The following is a 19,516-nucleotide window of genomic DNA, read 5'->3' as shown; positions in this document are numbered from 1 at the left end:
CGCCCCTCAGCCCATGCTCGCCGCGACCTCGCTGCGCAGTTGCGGCAGCTTGTCGTGCAGGACGCCCGGGCAGAGGGTGTCACCGAAGTCCTTGTGCCCGTAGAGGCGGGTCGGCGCGATGGCGTACTGCCGGCAGACGTACGCGCAGAGCGCGACGAGGACCTCCCACTGGGCGCGCGGCGGCTGTGCGCCGTCGTGGTAGGCGCCTTCGTTGGCGATGCCGATGGCCTGGTCGTTCTGGCCGGAGGTGTGGGCGGCGAGGACGAAGTCGCCGCCGCTCCGCAGGGTGCTGAGGCTGCGGTGGCGGCCCTCGGTGATCCAGCCGCCCCGGCTGACGAGGAAGTGGTAGCCGGTGTCGGTCCACCCGTTCTTGTCCATGTGCAGGTCCTGGACCCAGTGGGCATGGCGGTGGGCCTGGGCGCGGGAGACGTCGGAGGTGTTGTCGCTGACCGTGTGGTGAACGATGATCTTGGTAGGCCGCTTCCCCGCCAGGCTCACCGGGCTCCGCGGCGGACGGGCCCGCCACTGAGCTGTGCTGTCGATGTCCGGTTCGACGGCGTCGACGGCGTGGGCCGTACCGGGGAGGGCGACGGCGGCCAGACCACCCGCGCCGGCGAGCAGGACGTGGCGTCGGGACGGCTGCGGAAGGTTCACGGCGGGCTCCTGGTGCGTGGGGGGGGCGGGCACACGGTGGGAATGCGGCCGGGCGAGCCGCCGACGGACTCACCCGGCCGACTCGGGCACGGGGAAACTACGCCGTGTTGTCGGCGAGAGCCTGGAGCCGCGCGAAGGTGCCGTTGAACTTGTTGCGGTCCACGTCGCCGGAGACACCGCCGACCCGGCCGGTGGCCGTGTACTGCCAGATCGTCCAGGTGGGGAAGCCGCTGGGGATGCTCGGGCTGCTGGTGCCCCAGTGCGCGACCCAGAGAGGCGACTTGGCGGCCATGCCGGTCCAGCCTCCGGTGCAGGTGTTCCACCAGCCGGCCGTCGTGTAGATGACGACGTCCCGGGTGGTGCGGGCCTTGTACGTGGTGTGGAAGTCGTTGATCCACGTCCGCATCTGGGTCGTGGAGAGCCCGTAGCACATCGCGCCGTACGGGTTGTGCTCGATGTCCAGCACGCCGGGGAGGGTCCTGCCGTCCCTGGACCATCCTCCGCCGTTGCTCGCGAAGTAGCCGGCCTGCGTGGCCCCGTTGGAGACGTCGGGGCGGGCGAAGTGGTAAGCGCCCCGGATCAGACCGGCGTTGTAGGAACCGGTGTAGTTGGCGCTGAAGCGGCTGTCCTTGAAGGTCGTGCCCTCGGTGGCCTTCATGTAGGCGAAGTCGATGCCCGCGGCCTTCACCGAACCCCAGTTGATCGCGCCCTGCCAGTGGGAGACGTCGATGCCCTGGACGCCGCTGGTGTCCATCGGCGTCACGCCACCCGCCGCGGACGCGGGGCCCTGCTCGATGCGGGTGCCGGCCCCCATCCACGCCTGCCCGGAGCGGACCGGCTCATCAGGTGGGGGCGGCGCGGCGGCGGCCGGGCCCGCGCCGGTAAGGATCAGCGCGGCGGCACTGCCGAGAGCAGCGGCTGCCGGCAGGGCCTTCCTGGATCTCTTGAGTCGGCGGGACGGAGAACGGTACGCGGACATAGCCACCTCCGGGCACGTGGACGAGGACGGGATCCATGGCATCCGATCATCGAATGCCATGGACATGCCACGAGTAAGGCATGGGCGAGGACGGGCGTAAAGAGGCCTTTTGGTGTAGACCTATGCCGTCACCCTCCACCTGCGACAACGCACCGGAGCAGCGGGAATTTTCATTCCTGAAGGCCGCACCGATCACCCCGGCAGGCGAAGCGCCTCACATCAACAACTGCTGCGGCGCGTCGACTTGGGCTTGCGCACACGCCTTCGCCGCACATGGCGGACCTCTTCGCGGACTCCACGCAGGATCTGCCGGGCGCGGCGAAGATCATCGACCGGGTGCCGGGGCTCACGGGCGAGCACCCGACGCCGGTGCACTCCGGCGCGCGGCGGGGCCCGGGCCGGGGCGACGGGCTCCGGCCGGCCGCCTCAGACGGTCCGCGTCAGCTTCTTCGCCGTGCTGCAGTGGGCGGCCCGCGCATGCCGCCACAGCTGCACGGCCGTCAGGCTGAACAGAGCCGTGAACGCGAGCAGGAAGGTTCCCGCGATCCCGACCTGCCGGCCGCCCGTGTCCCGGTCGGCCTGAAGGACGAGAACCAGCAGGGAGATGAGCATCCCGCCGAGGTAGACCGGCCGGATCCGCCGCAACTGCCGTACGGCACGGGGTGCGAGAGCTACACGCTTGAGGGTGGCCATGTCCGCCGGATACCCCGGGTGTGGCCGGCCAGTCACCCGGATCACCCGTTCGTACCGGCCCTCGAACGAAATTCGCTGGCCGGTCCCGCGGCTCCCTTGTTACGGTGCTCGCTCCTCGACCGCGGGTCCCGACCGCGGGTGATCTCTGGGCGCGAGCCCTGGAAAGCAGTTGATGTATGCCCCGGCCAGTGACTCCGAGCCTCCCTCGCCGCGCCTGTGGCGCCGGGGCGACCGGGCCTGACCGTCCGCGGCCGCCGTACGCGACCGACTGCTGACACCTCACGGCCGGCTGACATCTCTCAGCCGGCCCGGCCCGCTCCCCGCACGCCCCTGACGCGAGGGGTGCTCGGTACCTCCCTGCTGCTTCGTTCCTCATCCTCGGCAAGGAGTATCCCGGGTGTCCCACGACAACCCCCAGCACCGCTCAGGCATGCCCTCCCCATCCCCCATGTCTCCCCTGTCCTCCCCGGACACCTTCACCTGCGTCCGCTGCGGACTGACCGTCGCCGCGTACGCACCCGACGGCGGCCGGCGCAACCACTGCCCCAGCTGTCTGCACGCGCGGCACCTCGTCGACCACGTCGAGGGCGGCCGCTCCGACTGCGAGGGCCGGATGGCCCCGATCTCCATCGCGGTGCTGCGCACCGGCGACTGGATGGTCGTCCACCGCTGCACCCGGTGCGACGAGCTGACCTCGAACCCGGTCCGCGGGGACGACAACCAGCTGATCCTGATGCGGATGGCCGTACGTCCGCTGGCTCAGCCGCCCTTCCCGCTCGAAGCCTTCGGTGACCTGTGAACCGGGCGACCGGGGCCGGGGCCGGCCCCCTCGGCGGAACGCGGAGCCCGGAGGACACGGCGACCGGGAGGGGCCGATGACGCGGCGCAACCCCCGGCGGACTCCGGGACGCCGTCCGCAGCGGGCCAAGGACGTGCTGCACGGGCCGGCCGGGGTGCGCGGCGACGCGTTCCGGTGCGTCGGATGCCGGCTCGACGTCCCGCTGACGGCACCGGGCACCGCCCACCGCAACCACTGCCCGTCCTGCCTGGTCAGCCTGCACGTGGACGGCCGGGTTCCGGGCGACCGGGCGGCGGGGTGCCGTGGGCGGATGGTGGCGCTGAGCCTGTCGGTGCGCCAGGACGGGGAGTGGATGCTCATCCACCACTGCCTCGCGTGCGGGCGGCTCAGCGCCAACCGGATCGCGGGCGACGACAACGCGCTGGCGCTCGTCCGGCTGGCGCTGCGTCCGCTCGCGGACACCGGCATCCCCGCGCGGGCGATGCTCGCGCTGTGACGGACGGGGTCGCCCGGTGACCGCCGGGCGGCCCTGTTCCCGACCGTCCTCGGCCGCTCTCCGCGGCGCGGGGCCGACAGCGGAATGGGGCCCGGCCTCGCGGCCGGACCCCCCTCGCTTTCCCCTCCCGTCGGGCCTTCCCGTTCCCCCCGGACCCCTCCCCGGAAGTCCCGACGCCATGTGTGACCCGGGAGGGTACCCAAAGGTTGCAGCTCTTTACGATCTCTTTACCTTGGGTCCCGCGCGAGGCTCTCAGCAGGCATGACGCACATAGCGGTCCACCACTTCCGCCAGCGCTTCCGCCCCGTCGCGGGCCCACAGCGCCTCGTTGAAGATCTCCACCTCGATCGGGCCGTCGAACCCGGCGGCCTCCACCTGGCGGCGGAACGCACGGAAGTCCACGCTCCCGTCGCCCAGTTGGCCCCGGCCCAGCAGAACGCCCGCCGGGAGCGGGGTGATCCAGTCGGCCAACTGGAAGGAGTGGATGCGGCCGCCCGCGCCCGCGCGGGCGATCCCGGCGGGGGCCCGGTCGTCCCACCAGAGGTGGTACGTGTCGACGACCACCCCGACCTGCTCGGCCGGGAAGCGTTTGGCGAGGTCCAGGGCCTGGGCGAGGGTGGAGACCACGCACCGGTCGGACGCGTACATCGGGTGCAGGGGTTCGATCGCCAGGCGTACGCCACGCGTCGCGGCGTACGGGGCCAGTTCCGCCAGCGCCTCGGCCACCCGCTCACGGGCCCCGTGCAGGTCGCGGCTGCCGGGCGGGAGGCCGCCGGAGACCAGGACCAGGGTGTCGGTGGACAGGGCCGCCGCCTCGTCGATCGCCGCCCGGTTGTCGTCCAGGGCGCGGGCGCGTTCGGCGGCGTCGAGGGCGGTGAGGAAGCCGCCCCGGCACAGGCTGGTGACGGTGAGCCCGGCGTCCGCGAGGAGCCGTGCCGTGCGCTCGACGCCGTACGCCTGCACCGGGGCCCGCCACAGGCCGACCTTGCCGACGCCCGCCTTGACGCAGCCCTCGGCCAGCTCCGGCAACGACCACTGCTTGATGGTCTCCTGGTTGATGGAGAGGCGGGCGAGCGGGTCGTTCGTCATCGTGCGCCTCCATGGACCGCGAGCAGCGCGCGCATGCGGTGCGCGGCCAGGTCCGGGTCGGGGAACAGGCCCAGTCCGTCGGCCAGTTCGTACGCCTTCGCCAGGTGCGGCAGGGAGCGGGCCGACTGGAGTCCGCCCACCATCGTGAAGTGGTCCTGATGACCGGCCAGCCAGGCCAGGAACACCACGCCCGTCTTGTAGAAGCGGGTGGGGCGCTCGAAGAGGTGCCGGGAGAGTTCGACCGTGGGGTCCAGGAGGGCCCGGAAGCCGTCCACGTCACCCGTGTCCAGTACCCGTACCGCGTGCGCGGCCAGCGGTCCCAGCGGGTCGAAGATGCCCAACAGGGCATGGCTGAAGCCGCGTTCGTCGCCCGCGATCAGTTCGGGGTAGTGGAAGTCGTCGCCCGTGTAGCAGCGCACCCCGCCCGGGAGGCGGCGGCGGACGTCGATCTCGCGGGCCGCGTCCAGGAGGGAGATCTTGATCCCGTCGACCTTGTCCGGGTGTTCGGCGATGACCTTGAGGAAGGTGTCCGTGGCCTCGTCGAGGTCGGCGCTGCCCCAGTAACCCTCCAGGGCCGGGTCGAACATCGGGCCCAGCCAGTGCAGGACCACCGGCTCCGACGCCTGGCGCAGGAGGTGCGCGTACGTGGCGAGGTAGTCCTCGGGGCCCCGGGCGGCCCGGGCCAGTGCGCGCGAGGCCATGAGGATCGGTTGTACGCCGTTCTCCTCGGCCACGGCCAACTGCTCCTCGTACGCCGCCGTGACGTCGGCGAGGGTGGGCGCGGGGCCGTCGGGCAGCTGGTCGGTGCCCACGCCGCAGGCGATCCGGCCGCCCACCGCCCTGGCCTCGGCGGCCGAGCGGCGGATCAGGTCGGCCGCGCCCGCCCAGTCCAGGCCCATCCCGCGCTGCGCGGTGTCCATGGCCTCCGCGACGCCCAGGCCGTGCGCCCACAGGTGGCGGCGGAAGGCGAGCGTGGACTCCCAGTCGAGCGCCGCCGGGTCGCCCGGTCCGCTGTTCGCGTACGGGTCGGCGACCACGTGCGCGGCCGAGAAGACCGTACGGGAGGAGGGGGCCCCGGCCCCCGGTGCGAGGTCGAGCGGGGCGGCTCGGGGCGTGTAGGGACCCTGCGGGAGGTGGATCGTGGTCGTCATGGCAGCGGCTCCCCTTCGGTGCGCCACCCGGTCGGGCGGCGCGTCACAGCGTCAGCTCCGGGATGTCGAGGCGGCGGCCCTCGGCGGACGACTTCAGCCCCAGTTCGGCCAGTTGGACGCCCCGGGCGCCGGCCAGCAGGTCCCAGGTGTACGGCTCGTCCCGGACGACGTGGCGCAGGAACAGCTCCCACTGCGCCTTGAAGCCGTTGTCGAACTCCTGGTTGTCCGGGATCTCCTGCCACTGGTCGCGGAACGACTCGGTGACCGGGAGGTCCGGGTTCCAGACCGGCTTCGGGGTCGAGGAGCGGTGCTGGACACGGCAGTTGCGCAGGCCCGCGACCGCCGAGCCGTGTGTCCCGTCGACCTGGAACTCGACCAGTTCGTCGCGGTTGACGCGTACCGTCCAGGAGGAGTTGATCTGCGCGACGGCACCGCCCGCCAGTTGGAAGATGCCGTACGCGGCGTCGTCGGCGGTCGCCTCGTACGGCTTGCCCTGCTCGTCCCAGCGCCGCGGAACGTGCGTCCGGACGTGCGCGGTGACGGAGGTGACCTCGCCGAACAGCTCGTGGAGCACGTACTCCCAGTGCGGGAACATGTCGACGACGATGCCCCCGCCGTCCTCCGCGCGGTAGTTCCACGAGGGGCGCTGCGCCTCCTGCCAGTCGCCCTCGAAGACCCAGTAGCCGAACTCCCCGCGCACGGACAGGATCTCGCCGAAGAAGCCGCCGTCGATCAGGCGCTTCAGCTTGCGCAGGCCCGGCAGGAAGATCTTGTCCTGGACCACGCCGTGCTTGATTCCCGCGTCCCGGGCGAGGCGGGCCAGGTCGAGGGCCCCCTCGACGTCCGTGGCGGTCGGCTTCTCGGTGTAGACGTGCTTTCCCGCCGCGATCGCCTTCTTGATCGCCTCCACCCGGGCCGAGGTGACCTGGGCGTCGAAGTAGATCTCGACCGTGTCGTCCGCGAGGACCGCGTCCAGGTCGGTCGACCACTCCGTCAGGCCGTGGCGCTCGGCGAGTTCCTCCAGAGCGGGGACGCGGCGGCCGACGAGCACGGGCTCGGGCCACACCACCTCGCCGTCGCCGAGATCCAGGCCTCCCTGCTCGCGGATCGCGAGGATCGAGCGCACCAGGTGCTGCCGGTACCCCATGCGCCCCGTGACGCCGTTCATGGCGATGCGCACTGTCCTGCGTGTCACGAAGGTCCCTCCATACGGCTGTAGCAAGCGCTTTCTATCGAAGATGACGCTAGCCTGCCGACAGCGGCCGGACAAGAGGGGGCCGCACGTGATCTCACGGAGGACAGCGATGACAGTCACCCTGGCGGATGTGGCGGCGCGCGCCCGGGTGTCCCCGGCCACCGTCTCCCGCGTACTGAACGGCAATTACCCGGTGGCGGCGTCGACCCGGGAGCGGGTCCTGCGCGCGGTGGACGACCTGGACTACGTGCTCAACGGGCCCGCGAGTTCCCTCGCGGCGGCCACCTCGGACCTGGTCGGCATCCTGGTCAACGACATCGCCGACCCGTTCTTCGGGATCATGGCGGGGGCGGCCCAGACGCAGATCGGCGGCCCCGGGGACGGCTCTGGGCGGGCGGGCGGCGAGAAGCTGGCCGTGATCTGCAACACCGGCGGCTCCCCGGAGCGCGAACTCACCTATCTCACGCTCCTCCAGCGCCAGCGCGCCGCCGCCGTCGTCCTCACCGGCGGCGCCGTCGAGAATCCGGCGCACCAGGCCGCGATGTCGGCGAAGCTGACGAAGCTCGCGGACGCGGGCACCCGGATCGTCTTCTGCGGGCGGCCCCCGCTGCCCGAGGGCGACGCGCTCGTCGCCGCCCTCGCGTTCGACAACCGGGGCGGCGGACGCCGGCTCACCGAGCACCTGATCTCGCTCGGCCACCGCAGGATCGGGTACGTCGCCGGGCCCCCGGAGCGCACCACCACCCGGCACCGGCTGGAGGGCCACCGGGAGGCGCTGCGCGCCGCCGGGATCGATGCCGCACGGGCGGAAGCGGGCGGCGCGGCGGCCGGTTCGGGCGACCAGGGGTCCGGCGATCAGGACCTGCTCACCGTGCACGGGCCCTACGACCGGCGCTCCGGATACGAGGCCACCCTCGAACTCCTGCGCAGGGCCCCGGACGTGACCGCGATCGTCGCCGCCAACGACACCGTGGCGCTGGGCGCGTGCGCGGCCGTACGGGACCAGGGGATGCGCATCCCGCAGGACATATCGGTCGCGGGCTTCGACGACCTGCCGTTCTCGGTGGACGCGGTGCCGGCCCTCACGACGGTACGGCTGCCGCTCTTCGAGGCGGGCGCCCGGGCGGGGCGGCTCGCGATGGGCAAGGAGAACCCGCCGCCCGGCGGTATCGCGACCATCGCGGCCGAGCTGATGATCCGGGGGTCCACGGCGGCGCCCCGGGGGTGAGCGGGATCCGGGCGCCGGGCGGCCGCCACGAGCGGCAGTCGCGAGGGCGGCGGGTCCTGGAGGGGTCTTTGTGGCGCGCCGCCTCGTCTACGGTCGGTTCCATGACCAGTGGCGGCGAAGTCGAGAATGAGGCCATCCGAGCGGCGTGGGATTCCTGTCGGGTCCTTGAGAAGCGGACTCCGGCCGGGGAGCGCCGGGAGGCGCAGCGGCGGGTCGAAGCCGCGGTGGACGCCTACGGGCGTGAGGAGGTGTCCCGGGGCACGGTCTTCCTGGTGGGCGTGCTGACCGGCTTCCTGATCGCCGAGCAGTCCGGTGACGAGGGCCGCCTTGATCCGCTCGGCGATCTGATCCCCGCCGTGATCCGCAGACTGCCCGCCTTCGAGCGGGCCGACCCGGCCCAGGTGCCCATGGTGACCGGGGTCCTCATGGCCGCCGCGATGGGCATGGACACCGTGGCGTGGCGTGACCGGTTCGGGGTGATTCCGGCAGAGGAGGCTCTGGTGCACGGCTTCGTGCTGTGGCTGCTCGCCGACCTCTTCGGTTCCCTGACCGGGCAGCCCGGAGTGATCGATCGCATGATGCGGGAGATGTTCGATTCCCTGGCCGCCGAACACGGCTGACCTGCGCGCGCCGCACGGCGATCGGACGCGTAGCCGCTGCTGGGTAGCCTGGAACGACTGCCGCGGGGCGTCGGCCGGGACGGGCCGCCGCACGGGGTCGCGTACGAGAGTAGCCACCGGCCCGGCGGGCAGGAGCGGGGCGTCGGCACAGGCGTCGGCACAAGGGAAGGAACACGCACGATGAAGCTCGCATTCTCCACCCTCGGAGTGCCGGGGGCGCCGGTCGCCGAGGTCGTCCGGCTCGCCGCCGGGAACGGCTACCAGGGGGTGGAGCTGCGCGTCCACCCCGAGGAGCCCGTGCACCTGGGGCTCTCGTCGCTGGAACGGGCCGATGTGGTCGAGGCGTTCAAGGCCGGCGGCGTGGAGATCCTGGCCCTCGCCGGGTACGTACAGGTGGCCGCCGAGGGGGACGACGAACCGGTCCTGGCGGAGCTGTCCGAGTTGGTGAAGCTCGCCCGGGACCTGGGCGCTTCCTACGTCCGGGTCTTCCCCGGCGGCGGCGACCAGGAGCAGGCGGCGGCCGACGCGACGGCTGCCAGGCGGCTCGGCGCGGCCGCCCCGGCCGCCGCCGACATGGGCGTGAGCATCCTGCTGGAGACCCATGACTCGCACCGCGCGGGCCTGGATGCCGCCCGGGTCGTCGCCACGGTCGGGCACCCCCGGGTCGGTGCGATCTGGGACGTGCTGCACACCTGGCTCGCCGGCGAGGAACCGGCCGCCAGCCATGCGGTGCTCGCCCCGCACCTGGGCTACGTCCAGGTGAAGGACGTCGCGTCGGCACAGGACCTCACTCCGCTGGCGCTGGGCTCCGGGGTGCTTCCGCTGGCGGAGTGCCTGGACGGGCCGGGTCCGGACACGTGGGTGTGCTGGGAGTACGAGAAGCGCTGGCACCCGGGGGCGGCGGAGCTGCCGGGGCTGCTCGGCGCCGGGCGCGAGTACCTGCTGCGGCTCGGAGCGCCCAAGCAGTAGCGGGATCGGCATCGGCGAGGCGGCGAAGCGGCGTCTCCCCCACGCGTGGACGGGTGGTCGGGTGGGGGCCCCCGCGGAGGGGCGGGGGCGTGCCCCCCCGGGCGGTCGGGGGGGGGGCCGGGGGGGCCCCCGGGGGGTCGGGCAGGTAGTGTTGGTATAAGCGTGGGGTGGTGGTGGGGTGGGGGGGGGTGGTCTTGGGGGGCCCGGCGGGGCTGGTGCGAGTTCTCCAGCCCCCCGGGGGGGCGTCCCCCCCCCGGGGGGGGGGGGCCTGTTCTCCGCCCCTCAAGCGGGGTCCGATCACGTCCACCCGTTCGCGTACGGGTCGTGGCACGTGCGGCCCGGACTCTTGACCGGAAGTTACTTTCCCTATAAGCGTACTTCCTTGGAAGTTTCTTTCACCCCGGGAAGGAGCTCACGTGCCCCACCGCACCTCAAGACGCACCCTCCTCACCGCCACCGCCGCCGCCACGGCCGCGGCCGCCACCGGCGCCCTCGCCGCCCCCTCCGTCGCATCCGCGCACTCCACGAACGCCTCCACCGACCGCCGGCTGCGGCAGATCATCGCCGGGATGAGCCTGGAGGAGAAGGTCGGCCAGCTCTTCGTGATGCGGGTCTACGGGCACGACGCCACCGACCCCGACCAGGCCGACATCGACGCCAACCTCAAAGAGATCGGGGTCCGCACGGGCGCCGAGCTGATCTCCACGTACCACGTCGGCGGCATCATCTACTTCACCTGGGCGCGCAACACCCGCGACCCGCACCAGATCGCCGACCTCTCCAACGGCCTCCAGCGCGCCGCGCTCGCCGGGCGCCCCCGAGTGCCGCTGCTCGTCTCCACCGACCAGGAACACGGCATCGTCTGCCGGGTCGGCGAACCCGCCACGCTGTTGCCGGGCGCGATGGCCCTGGGCGCGGGCGGCTCGCGCTCCGACACCCGGCGGGCGGCCTGGATCGCGGGCGCGGAGCTGGCCGCGCTCGGGATCAACCAGAACTACGCGCCGGACGCCGACGTCAACGTCAACCCCGCCAACCCGGTCATCGGCGTGCGGTCCTTCGGCTCCGACCCCGACGCGGTGGCCGACCTGGTCGCGGCGCAGGTGAAGGGCTATCAGGGCGCGGGGGTCGCGTCGACCGCCAAGCACTTCCCCGGCCACGGCGACACGAACACCGACAGCCACACCGGGCTGCCCGTCATCAACCACACCCGCGCGCAGTGGGAGGAGCTGGACGCCCCGCCGTTCCGCGCGGCGATCCGGGCCCGCATCGACTCGATCATGACCGCGCACATCGTGGTCCCCGCCCTCGACCCGTCCGAGGACCCGGCCACGCTCTCCCGGCCGATCCTCACCGGCATCCTCCGCGAGGAGCTCGGCTACGACGGGGTGGTGGTCACGGACTCGCTCGGCATGGAGGGGGTGCGCACGAAGTACGGCGACGACCGGGTGCCGGTCCTCGCGCTGCTGGCGGGCGTGGACCAGCTGCTGAACCCGCCGAATCTCTCCGTGGCCTGGAACGCGGTGCTGGAGGCGGTGCGGGGCGGCGAGATCAGCGAGGCGCGGATCGAGGAGTCGATCCTGCGGATCCTGCGGCTGAAGAGCGGACTCGGCCTGTTCCGGGACCCGTTCGTCAGTCACCGGGGCGTCGAGCGTACGGTCGGCAGCCGCGCCCACCGGGCCGCCGCCGACCGGATCGCCGAGCGCACGACGACCCTGCTCGACGACCGGGGCTCGCTGCTGCCGCTCTCCCGCCGCACCCACCGCAACCTGCTGGTGGTGGGCGCCGATCCGGCCTCCCCCTCCGGGACGACGGGCCCGCCGACCAGCACCCTCAGAGACGCCTTCAGTGAACTGGGCTTCTCGGCAGGGGCGTTGCCCACCGGCACGGCCCCGAACCAGGCGAAGATCGCCGAAGCGGTCGCGGCCGCCGAGGGCAAGGACGCGGTGGTCGTGGCGACGTACAACGTCACGGCCGGCAGCTCGCAACGCGCGCTGGTGACCGCGCTCGTGGCGACCGGGGTCCCGGTGGTCACGGTCGCGATCCGCAACCCGTACGACGTCGCCCACCTCACCGGGACGGGCGTCGCGGCGAGCCTCGTCTCGTACTCCTGGACCGATGTCGAACTGCGCGCCGCGGCCCGGGTGATCGCGGGCCGCGCCGAGCCGGCCGGCGCCCTGCCGGTTCCGGTGCAGCGCGCGGACGACCCGGCGCAGGTGCTGTATCCGGTGGGCCACGGACTGTCGTACTAGGCCTACGGCGACCGGACGGCCCCGGCCTCCGGTCGCCGACGCAAAGCACCCCCGCACCTGGCGTGGCCCCGCTCCGGCGGGCCGCGCCGGGTGTACGTCTTTACGGACGTATTGGGGGGTTTCTCATGGATGAGCACACGTCCTCGGATGCCCGGAGCCGGCGGCCCGCCCCGTTATCGGCCCGGGTCGCCGTACCGGCCCGGATCGCCGTCCTGGCCACGAGCGTTGCCGTGGCCGCGCTCCTGCTGACGGCCTGCGAGGCCCCGGGCGGGACGGTCACCGACGGCCGGGGGCCCGTCCCCGCCCCGCCCGGCCCGTCGCCGTACGGGGTGGTGTTTCTCGGGCCGGGCGACTGCAGTTCGCGGGGGCCCGAGATCCGGGAGGTGTTCTGCCGCAGCGAGAAGGCCGCGGCCACCGTCCTCGCCCGGCACCTCGGCACCCCCTCGTCGGGCCCGCCCTGCCCGGACGCCACCGACTTCGTCCTGCATGTCTCCGAGACGGGCACCGGGGCCCGTTCCCGGCTCACCACCGGTTACGCCTGCATGCGGAACCTGGAGCCCCCGCATCCGGGCGACCCCGGACAGGGCGGCGGCCCGCTGACCGTGGTCGGGGACTGTGTCACGGCCTCCCGCGCGGGCGAGGTCACGGAGACCGCCTGCGAGGACGCGGGCGGCCGCGCCCCGCGCTACCGGGTGGAGTCGGCGGTGCGACGGCGGGCGCAGTGCCCGGACGACACGGATCTCTTCGTCGCCCTGCGCGGGGAGCGTGCGGTGGGCTGCGCCCGCCGGTCCACCGGATGGTGACGGTGACCGACGGGCGCGGCCGACGTGAGCGGCTACGGGCGCAGAGTCGCCTCGTCGCGCTCGATCTCGCCGTTGCGCTGGTCCAGCCTCGTGTCGAACTTCGCCAGCGGCTTCGCCTTCGCCGGGTCGGCCTCGACGGCCGCCGGGGCGACGCCCGCCCAGCGCAGGATGTCGGCGGTGGCCTTCGCCTTCTGCGCCTCCGGGAGACCGGAGACCTTCGAGCCGTGGTTGCCGCCGGGGACGGTGTAGACCGCGCTGTCCTTCGCGCCGCGGCCGAGGCGGAACGGCTCCGCGCTCCACGGGTCGTTCTCGCCGTTGACGTACATCATCTGCCGGGCGTTGCGCTTGACCCAGCGGTCGATGTCCCGCATCGCGCCCCGGTCGAACGTCATCGGGATGGAGCGGGGCACGAAGTTGCGCGGGGGCTGGTAGCCGTAGCGGCTCAGGTTGCCGAGCCAGGGCTGCTCGATGTCCGGCGACCCGAGCTGGGTGCCCGCCTGGTAGTAGTACGGGGTGTACGTCTCCAGGCCCTGGTCCACGTAGCCGGAGAAGCCGACCACGGCGTCCACGGAGTTCCAGATGTCGTCGTCGGTGGCCTTCTTGGCGTCGGCCGGGAGGTCCACGCAGTCGGCGAGCAGGCTGTACTGCCAGAACGCGAACGTGTAGTCCATGACCGTCGCCTCGTAGGCGCGGTCGAGGGAGCCGACGGTGTTGAAGGTCCAGCCGTTGGCGGCGGCCTGCTCCTTGAACTTCTTCTGGAGCGGGGCCCGGCGGATCAGCGCCTCACGCTGCACACCGGCCAGCTTGTCGCGGCACTCCTCGGTGCCGACGTCGCGGAAGAACCGGTCGTACGCCGAGTCCTCCTTGTCGACGACGTCGTTGGGCGCGACGTAGGCGACGACGCCATCCATGTCCTTCGGGTAGAAGCGCTCGAAGTACGTGGCGGTCATGCCGCCCTTGGACCCGCCGGTGGCCAGCCACTTCTTGTCGTAGATCTTCTTCAGCGCCGTGAACACCCGGTGCTGGTCACTGGCGGCCTGCCAGATGTCCAGTTTGGACCAGTCGGCCGGGGCCGGCCGGGAGGGGGTGAAGTAGCGGTACTCCAGGGAGACCTGGTTGCCGTCGATGATCTGTGTCGGCTCGCTGCGGCTGGGGTTGGTGGAGACGTTGTAGCCGCTGGTGAAGAAGACCGTCGGGCGGCTCACGTCCTTGTGCAGCAGGGTCAGGCGCTGCTGGAACGTGCCCTTGGACGGGCGCCGGTGGTCGACCGGCTGCGTGTAGTTGAGGACGAAGTAGCGGTAGCCGGCGTAGGGCTTCTCCTCGATCAGGCTCATGCCCGGGATCGCCAGGATGCGGTCCTTGATGTCCTCGTTGCTCGCTTCGACGCCGGTGGCGGTTTGGCTGCTCCGCTTCGCGGCCGGTTCCGCGGCGGTGGCCGCACCGGCCGAGGCCCCCGTGGCTCCGACCGTGCCTATGAGCACGGCGAGCGAGAGAACCCCTGTGAGTGACTTGCGCATGCACGCTCCCCTTGATTCACAACAGTCGCCGTGAACTTATCGGGGCAACACACGCCACGCCAGACCCGGTTGTCCGTGTCCGTGGGCAATTCGGCGAACGGGCCCGGCGGCGGTGTCAGCAGAGGATCCATCCCGTGGCGACGGATTTCCTGCCGATCGCGCCGGTGGCCCGGACGCAGCGGTTCAGCGCGTTGACCGTGACCGGTCCCGCCATCTTCGTGTACGAGCCCTTGTCGGAGACCGCGCGACCGCCGCGGGCCTGGAGCGCGACGCTCATCGTCCGCCGCTTGCCTGGCTTCTTGGCGACGGTCACCGCGCAGACGTGGGCACGGCTCTTGTAGACGCGCAGCTCTCCCGTGGAGAACCCGACCGTCTTCGCCGGGCGGCCCGAGCAGCCGGAGGCGGCCTGGGCGGTGCCGGGAGCGGCGAGGAGGGGGACGAGTCCGACCAGCAGCGGCAGGACGAGGAGGCCGACCAGCAGCGGTCGTCTCCTCGGCCCGCCCGGTCCAGCGGCCTTCTCCGGCCCGCCCGGTCCTGCCGGTCCCGCAACCCTGTCGAACACCTCTGCCCCCACCTGACATCCGTACGCGCCCATGCGTCCCTGGCTACGACGCAGCAGACCCCGGGGAGGTTGCACGGGCGGCCCCGGCCGGCCGCTCAGACTGCCGCAGGCTCGTCCTCCCCTATGCCCTCGCCGATGAACATGCGCCACAGCCGTGCGTACGGCCCGTCCAGGGCGAGCAGCTCGTCGTGCGTACCGTCCTCGACGACGCGGCCGTGGTCCATGACGACGACGCGGTCGGCTCGGGCAGCGGTCGTCAGCCGGTGGGCGACCACCAGCGTGGTGCGGCGGCCGGTGAGCCGGTCGGTGGCCTGGTTGACCAGGGCCTCGGTGGCGAGGTCGAGGGATGCGGTGGCCTCGTCCAGGAGCAGGACGTCCGGGTCGACGAGCTCGGCGCGGGCCAGGGCGATGAGCTGGCGCTGTCCGGCGGAGAGGTTGCGGCCGCGCTCGGCGACCTCGTGGAGATAGCCGTCCTCCAGCGTGGCGATCATCTCGTGCGCGCCGACCGCGCGGGCCGCTGCCTCCACCTGGGCGTCGGTGGCGTCGGGCAGCCCGTAGGCGATGGCGTCGCGGACCGTACCGGCGAAGAGGTACGCCTCCTGCGGGACGACGCCGAGGCGGTGCCGGTAGGCGGTCATGTCGAGCCGGCGCAGGTCCGTGCCGTCGGCGGTGACCCGGCCGCCCGTGGGGTCGTAGAACCGGGCGACCAGCTTGACCAGCGTCGACTTGCCCGCCCCCGTCTCGCCCACGAAGGCGACGGTCTGCCCGGCCGGGATGTGCAGGTCGATTCCGGTGAGGGCCTCTTCCTCGTCCCCGTACGCGAAGGAGACGTCCTCGAACGCGATCTCGCCGCGCAGCGAGAGCACGTCGAGCGGCTCGTCCGGGTCGGCGGTCGAGGTGGGCTCGCGCAGCAGCTCCTGGATGCGGCCGAGGGAGACGGTGGCCTGCTGGTAGCCGTCGAAGACCTGGGAGAGCTGCTGGACGGGGGCGAAGAACAGCTCGATGTAGAGGAGGTAGGCGACCAGGGCGCCGACGGTCAGCGTGCCGTTGTCGACCCGGCCCGAGCCGACGATGATCACGGCGGCGGCGGCGACCGAGGCCAGCAGCTGGACGAACGGGAAGTAGATCGAGATCAGCCACTGGCCGCGCACCCGGGCCTGGCGGTAGCTGTCGCTGCGCTCGGCGTAGCGGGCGGCTCCGTCGTGCTCGCGGCCGAAGGCCTGGACGATACGGAGACCGGCGACGGACTCCTGAAGGTCGGCGTTGACCCCGCTGATGCGCTCACGGGCCAGTTCGTACGCCTTGACGCTGCTGCGGCGGAAGAAGAACGTCCCGACGATCAGCACGGGCAGCGTCGCGAAGACGACCAGGGCGAGCTGGATGTCCAGGACCAGCAGGGCCACCATGATGCCGAAGAAGGTGACGACGGAGACGAACGCGGTGACCAGGCCGGTCTGGAGGAACGTGGAGAGCGCGTCCACGTCCGTGGTCATCCGGGTCATGATCCGGCCGGTCAGCTCGCGCTCGTAGTAGTCGAGTCCGAGGCGCTGGAGCTGGGCGAAGATCTTGAGGCGGAGCGAGTAGAGGACCCGCTCACCGGTCCGGCCGGTCATCCGGATCTCGCCGGTCTGGGCCACCCACTGGACGAGCACGACCGCGAGGGCGATCGCGGAGGCCGCCCACACCGCGCCCATCGCCACCTGGTTGACGCCCTCGTCGATGCCGTACCGGATCAGGACCGGCAGCAGCAGGCCCATGCCGGCGTCGACGGCGACGAGGCCGAGGCTGATGAGCAGGGCCGCGCCGAAGCCGCGCAGCAGCCGGCGCAGCCCGTAGGACTCCTCCGGGCGCACCGCGGCGGCCTCGTCGACCTCGGGGGTGCCCGTGGCGGGCGGCAGCGCCTCGACCTGGGCGAGCAGTTCGGGCGTCGCGGGCATGCCGGCCCGGGTGGTGTCCCGCTCCTCCTCCTTGCGGATCCACAGCTCGGGGGTGATGCCGCGTTCCGCGTCGAACTCGGCGTCCAGCTCCTCCTGAAGGGCGCGGTCGTCCTCGGGGTCGGCCTCGGTGCGCGGCGGCCGGTGGCCCGGCGATGCGCCGCCGAGCTCGTCGGGGTCGGTGAGGAGGCGGCGGTAGAGGGCGGAGGTGCGCTCCAGCTCCTCGTGGGTGCCGATCGCGGCGAGCTTCCCGCCGTCCAGGACGGCGATGCGGTCGGCGAGCTGGAGGGTGGAGCGGCGGTGGGCGATGAGGAGGGTGGTGCGTCCCGCCATCACCTGCCGCAGCGCCTCGTGGATCTCGTGCTCGACGCGGGCGTCGACGGCGGAGGTCGCGTCGTCGAGGAGGAGGAGCCGGGGGTCGGTGAGGATGGCGCGGGCGAGGGCGACGCGCTGGCGCTGGCCGCCGGACAGGGTGAGCCCGTGCTCGCCGACGGTGGTGTCGTAGCCGTGCGGCAGATCGGCGATGAACCGGTCGGCCTGGGCGGCGCGGGCGGCCTGTTCGATCTGTTCCTGGGTGGCGTCGGGGAGGCCGTAGGCGATGTTGGCGCGGACGGTGTCGGAGAACAGGAAGCTGTCCTCGGGGACGAGCCCGATGGCGGAGCGCAGGGAGGCCTGGGTGAGCTCGCGGACGTCGTGGCCGCCGATCAGGACGGCCCCGTGGGAGACGTCGTAGAAGCGGGGCAGCAGGAGGGAGACGGTGGACTTGCCGCTGCCGGACGCACCGACGACGGCGACGGTCTCGCCGGGTTCGACGGTGAGCGAGAAGCCTTCGAGGACCGGGCGCTCCTCGTCGTACCCGAACGTGACGTCGTCGAACTCGATCCCGGCCGGGGCGTCGGCGGGCAGTTCCTTGGTGCCGTCCTTCATGGAGGGCTCGGTGTCGATCAGCTCCAGGACGCGTTCCACGCCGGCGCGGGCCTGCTGGCCGACGGTGAGGACCATGGCGAGCATCCGGACCGGGCCGACGAGCTGGGCGAGGTAGGTGGAGAAGGCGACGAACGTGCCCAGGGTGATCTCGCCCCGGGTGGCCAGCCAGCCGCCGAGGGCGAGCATGGCGACCTGGCCGAGCGCGGGCACGGCCTGGAGGGCGGGGGTGTAGCGGGAGTTCAGCCGGATCGTGCGCAGCCGCCCGGAGAACAGCCGGCGGCTCACCTCGCGGAGCTTGCCGGTCTCCTGGTCCTCCTGCCCGAACCCCTTGACGACGCGGACCCCGGAGACGGCCCCGTCGACGACTCCGGCGACGGCGGCGGCCTGGCTCTGGGCGTACCAGGTGGCGGGGAAGAGGCGGACCCTGGACCGGCGGGCGATGAACCACAGGGCGGGGGCGACGGCGAGGGCGACGAGGGTCAGGGGCAGCGAGAGCCACGCCATGATCACCAGGGAGAGCAGGAAGAGCAGGATGTTCCCGATGGTCATCGGGAGCATGAACAGCAGCCCCTGGATCAGCTGGAGGTCGCTGGTGGCGCGGCCGACGACCTGCCCGGTGGACAGCTCGTCCTGCCGTTTCCCGTCGAGCCGGGTGATCGTCGCGTACATGTCCGTACGCAGATCGTGCTGGACGTCCAGGGCGAGCCGGCCGCCGTAGTACCGGCGGATGTAGGTGGCGATGTAGACGAGGACGGCCGCGCCGATGAGCAGCCCGGTCCAGACGGCGAGCGACCGGGTGTGGTCGGTGACCACGTCGTCGATGATCACCTTGGTGATGAGCGGCACGAGGGCCATGACGCCCATGCCGGCGAGCGACGAGCCGAGAGCGAGCACGACGTTGCGCCGGTACCGCCACGCGTATCCGGTCAGCCGTCGGCCCCACCCCTGTTGCTCTGCGCCCGTCACGCGTTGCCTCCCTCTCCACCCCGTGTGCCCGTGTCCGGTCGCCCGGATCGCGAGCCTGCTCTACCGGAAGTCACCAACATCGCGGGGAGCGGATTTCATCCCTCCGCAACAAAGGGAGGGCGAAGGGGGCCGATGGTCGGAGGCGGGCGGGACCCGGGCCCCAGGACCGGTTCGTCCGCCGCCCGGCACGGGTAGTGATGCGCGACGGCATCGGCGCCCTCCTCGCCGGAGGGCGCCCGAAGGGGGCAGAAACCATGGCGAACGACCGGCTCACCGAGGCGTACCGCTGCGGCCAGCTCTTCGCGGCGCTGGCCGCGCTGGAGCGCCTCAGCGAGGGCCCGCACCACTCCATGGGGAAGGCGGGGACGCGACGGCAGCTGTCCACCGAACCCCGCAAGCACCTCACCGTGCACCTGTGGCAGGCCGGCCGGTATCTGGCCGGCGCCACCAACCGGGGCGAGGGGCGGGCCGCCGCGGTGGCCTTCCGGCAACTGCCGGACCTGCTGCCGCTCCGCCGGGAGCTGCCCGGGGAGATCCGGGACACCGCGGAGCGGGCGCGCTTCCAGGAGGGAGTCACGGCGCAGGAGGCCGCGATCGAGAAGGCGCTCGCGGAGTTGTGAGCGGGCGGGCGCCCGGGTGACCGGTGCGCCCGCGGATTTGTGAGCGGGCGGGCGCCCGGGTGACC

17 protein-coding genes and 1 pseudogene are annotated in these 19,516 nt (G+C 72.5%); 9 read left to right on the top strand and 9 right to left on the bottom strand.

Annotated features, from left to right (window positions below; genetic code table 11):
- Positions 1 to 6: 6 nt before the first annotated feature.
- Together ACFWRV_RS32215 and ACFWRV_RS32210 are read right to left on the bottom strand one after the other, a co-directional pair.
- Positions 7 to 654, bottom strand: coding sequence for a peptidoglycan recognition family protein (locus tag ACFWRV_RS32215; protein ID WP_384339457.1), 648 nt, complete (start codon positions 652 to 654; stop codon positions 7 to 9).
- A gap of 97 nt (positions 655 to 751) precedes the next feature.
- Entirely contained in the window at positions 752 to 1,633 is an 882-nt protein-coding gene (locus tag ACFWRV_RS32210; protein WP_384339456.1) for a lysozyme, read from the bottom strand.
- A 270-nt stretch (positions 1,634 to 1,903) separates the two neighbouring features.
- On the opposite strand from ACFWRV_RS32210, the pseudogene ACFWRV_RS32205 reads away from it, so the two are divergent.
- Positions 1,904 to 2,005, top strand: a pseudogene (locus tag ACFWRV_RS32205) (VOC family protein); the annotation flags it as partial.
- A 54-nt stretch (positions 2,006 to 2,059) separates the two neighbouring features.
- Here the strand turns inward: ACFWRV_RS32205 and ACFWRV_RS32200 are convergent.
- Complete coding sequence (locus ACFWRV_RS32200; RefSeq protein ID WP_384339455.1) at positions 2,060 to 2,326, bottom strand: hypothetical protein; 267 nt, start codon at positions 2,324 to 2,326, stop codon at positions 2,060 to 2,062.
- A gap of 448 nt (positions 2,327 to 2,774) precedes the next feature.
- Between ACFWRV_RS32200 and ACFWRV_RS32195 the strand changes: the two genes are divergently transcribed.
- Both ACFWRV_RS32195 and ACFWRV_RS32190 read left to right on the top strand, forming a co-directional pair.
- The gene (locus ACFWRV_RS32195; protein ID WP_384339454.1) at positions 2,775 to 3,125 is read left to right on the top strand and encodes an RNHCP domain-containing protein; all 351 of its coding nucleotides are present in this window, start codon (positions 2,775 to 2,777) and stop codon (positions 3,123 to 3,125) included.
- 76 nt (positions 3,126 to 3,201) lie between these two features.
- Positions 3,202 to 3,621: an RNHCP domain-containing protein gene (locus tag ACFWRV_RS32190; RefSeq protein WP_384339453.1), complete on the top strand. Its 420-nt coding sequence runs from the start codon at positions 3,202 to 3,204 to the stop codon at positions 3,619 to 3,621.
- Between the two features lie 252 nt (positions 3,622 to 3,873).
- Here ACFWRV_RS32190 and ACFWRV_RS32185 read toward each other — a convergent pair whose 3' ends face one another.
- From ACFWRV_RS32185 to ACFWRV_RS32175, 3 genes are read right to left on the bottom strand one after another with little or no spacing between them, the layout of a single operon-like run.
- A complete protein-coding gene (locus tag ACFWRV_RS32185; protein ID WP_384339452.1) occupies positions 3,874 to 4,710 on the bottom strand; it encodes a sugar phosphate isomerase/epimerase family protein in 837 nt (278 codons plus the stop codon).
- The gene (locus tag ACFWRV_RS32180; RefSeq protein WP_384339451.1) at positions 4,707 to 5,861 is read right to left on the bottom strand and encodes a dihydrodipicolinate synthase family protein; all 1,155 of its coding nucleotides are present in this window, start codon (positions 5,859 to 5,861) and stop codon (positions 4,707 to 4,709) included. Before ACFWRV_RS32180 ends, ACFWRV_RS32185 begins: the two co-directional genes overlap by 4 nt.
- Positions 5,862 to 5,904: 43 nt before the next feature.
- A complete protein-coding gene (locus ACFWRV_RS32175; protein WP_384339450.1) occupies positions 5,905 to 7,056 on the bottom strand; it encodes a Gfo/Idh/MocA family protein in 1,152 nt (383 codons plus the stop codon).
- Between the two features lie 109 nt (positions 7,057 to 7,165).
- Here ACFWRV_RS32175 and ACFWRV_RS32170 point away from each other — a divergent pair, with 109 nt between their 5' ends.
- From ACFWRV_RS32170 to ACFWRV_RS32150, 5 genes are all read left to right on the top strand, one after another.
- A complete protein-coding gene (locus tag ACFWRV_RS32170) occupies positions 7,166 to 8,284 on the top strand; it encodes a LacI family DNA-binding transcriptional regulator (protein WP_384339449.1) in 1,119 nt (372 codons plus the stop codon).
- 101 nt (positions 8,285 to 8,385) lie between these two features.
- Positions 8,386 to 8,904: a hypothetical protein gene (locus tag ACFWRV_RS32165; protein WP_384339448.1), complete on the top strand. Its 519-nt coding sequence runs from the start codon at positions 8,386 to 8,388 to the stop codon at positions 8,902 to 8,904.
- A 180-nt stretch (positions 8,905 to 9,084) separates the two neighbouring features.
- Positions 9,085 to 9,873, top strand: a complete 789-nt coding sequence (locus ACFWRV_RS32160; protein WP_384339447.1) for a sugar phosphate isomerase/epimerase family protein — start codon at positions 9,085 to 9,087, stop codon at positions 9,871 to 9,873.
- Positions 9,874 to 10,289: 416 nt separating this feature from the next.
- On the top strand, positions 10,290 to 12,122 hold the full coding sequence (locus tag ACFWRV_RS32155) for a glycoside hydrolase family 3 protein (protein ID WP_384339446.1): 1,833 nt from the start codon (positions 10,290 to 10,292) through the stop codon (positions 12,120 to 12,122).
- 125 nt (positions 12,123 to 12,247) lie between these two features.
- Positions 12,248 to 12,925, top strand: coding sequence for a hypothetical protein (locus ACFWRV_RS32150; RefSeq protein ID WP_384339445.1), 678 nt, complete (start codon positions 12,248 to 12,250; stop codon positions 12,923 to 12,925).
- 32 nt (positions 12,926 to 12,957) lie between these two features.
- On the opposite strand, the gene ACFWRV_RS32145 is transcribed toward ACFWRV_RS32150, so the two are convergent.
- The 3 genes from ACFWRV_RS32145 to ACFWRV_RS32135 form a co-directional block, all read right to left on the bottom strand.
- Positions 12,958 to 14,442 (bottom strand): S28 family serine protease, encoded by a 1,485-nt coding sequence (locus tag ACFWRV_RS32145; RefSeq protein ID WP_384339444.1) that lies wholly within the window; start codon positions 14,440 to 14,442, stop codon positions 12,958 to 12,960.
- 115 nt (positions 14,443 to 14,557) lie between these two features.
- Complete coding sequence (locus ACFWRV_RS32140) at positions 14,558 to 15,037, bottom strand: hypothetical protein (protein WP_384339443.1); 480 nt, start codon at positions 15,035 to 15,037, stop codon at positions 14,558 to 14,560.
- A 62-nt stretch (positions 15,038 to 15,099) separates the two neighbouring features.
- Entirely contained in the window at positions 15,100 to 18,831 is a 3,732-nt protein-coding gene (locus ACFWRV_RS32135; RefSeq protein WP_384339442.1) for an ABC transporter ATP-binding protein, read from the bottom strand.
- Positions 18,832 to 19,085: 254 nt separating this feature from the next.
- Here ACFWRV_RS32135 and ACFWRV_RS32130 point away from each other — a divergent pair, with 254 nt between their 5' ends.
- Positions 19,086 to 19,451: a hypothetical protein gene (locus ACFWRV_RS32130; protein ID WP_384339441.1), complete on the top strand. Its 366-nt coding sequence runs from the start codon at positions 19,086 to 19,088 to the stop codon at positions 19,449 to 19,451.
- Positions 19,452 to 19,516: the final 65 nt, after the last annotated feature.

The sequence above is a fragment of the Streptomyces sp. NPDC058576 genome (assembly GCF_042718715.1).
Lineage (GTDB): Bacteria > Actinomycetota > Actinomycetes > Streptomycetales > Streptomycetaceae > Streptomyces.
The sequence above is the reverse complement of the archived record's forward strand: the minus strand, read 5'-3'. Positions and strand labels throughout refer to the sequence as shown.

What these genes read in the sequence shown, in the direction of transcription:
- ACFWRV_RS32210 (WP_384339456.1), bottom strand. Translation starts at nt 1,633, where the DNA reads ATGTCCGCGTACCGTTCTCCGTCCCGCCGACTCAAGAGATCCAGGAAG.
- ACFWRV_RS32200 (WP_384339455.1), bottom strand. Translation starts at nt 2,326, where the DNA reads ATGGCCACCCTCAAGCGTGTAGCTCTCGCACCCCGTGCCGTACGGCAG.
- ACFWRV_RS32195 (WP_384339454.1), top strand. Translation starts at nt 2,775, where the DNA reads ATGTCTCCCCTGTCCTCCCCGGACACCTTCACCTGCGTCCGCTGCGGA.
- ACFWRV_RS32190 (WP_384339453.1), top strand. Translation starts at nt 3,202, where the DNA reads ATGACGCGGCGCAACCCCCGGCGGACTCCGGGACGCCGTCCGCAGCGG.
- ACFWRV_RS32185 (WP_384339452.1), bottom strand. Translation starts at nt 4,710, where the DNA reads ATGACGAACGACCCGCTCGCCCGCCTCTCCATCAACCAGGAGACCATC.
- ACFWRV_RS32180 (WP_384339451.1), bottom strand. Translation starts at nt 5,861, where the DNA reads ATGACGACCACGATCCACCTCCCGCAGGGTCCCTACACGCCCCGAGCC.
- ACFWRV_RS32170 (WP_384339449.1), top strand. Translation starts at nt 7,166, where the DNA reads ATGACAGTCACCCTGGCGGATGTGGCGGCGCGCGCCCGGGTGTCCCCG.
- ACFWRV_RS32165 (WP_384339448.1), top strand. Translation starts at nt 8,386, where the DNA reads ATGACCAGTGGCGGCGAAGTCGAGAATGAGGCCATCCGAGCGGCGTGG.
- ACFWRV_RS32160 (WP_384339447.1), top strand. Translation starts at nt 9,085, where the DNA reads ATGAAGCTCGCATTCTCCACCCTCGGAGTGCCGGGGGCGCCGGTCGCC.
- ACFWRV_RS32150 (WP_384339445.1), top strand. Translation starts at nt 12,248, where the DNA reads ATGGATGAGCACACGTCCTCGGATGCCCGGAGCCGGCGGCCCGCCCCG.
- ACFWRV_RS32145 (WP_384339444.1), bottom strand. Translation starts at nt 14,442, where the DNA reads ATGCGCAAGTCACTCACAGGGGTTCTCTCGCTCGCCGTGCTCATAGGC.
- ACFWRV_RS32140 (WP_384339443.1), bottom strand. Translation starts at nt 15,037, where the DNA reads ATGGGCGCGTACGGATGTCAGGTGGGGGCAGAGGTGTTCGACAGGGTT.
- ACFWRV_RS32130 (WP_384339441.1), top strand. Translation starts at nt 19,086, where the DNA reads ATGGCGAACGACCGGCTCACCGAGGCGTACCGCTGCGGCCAGCTCTTC.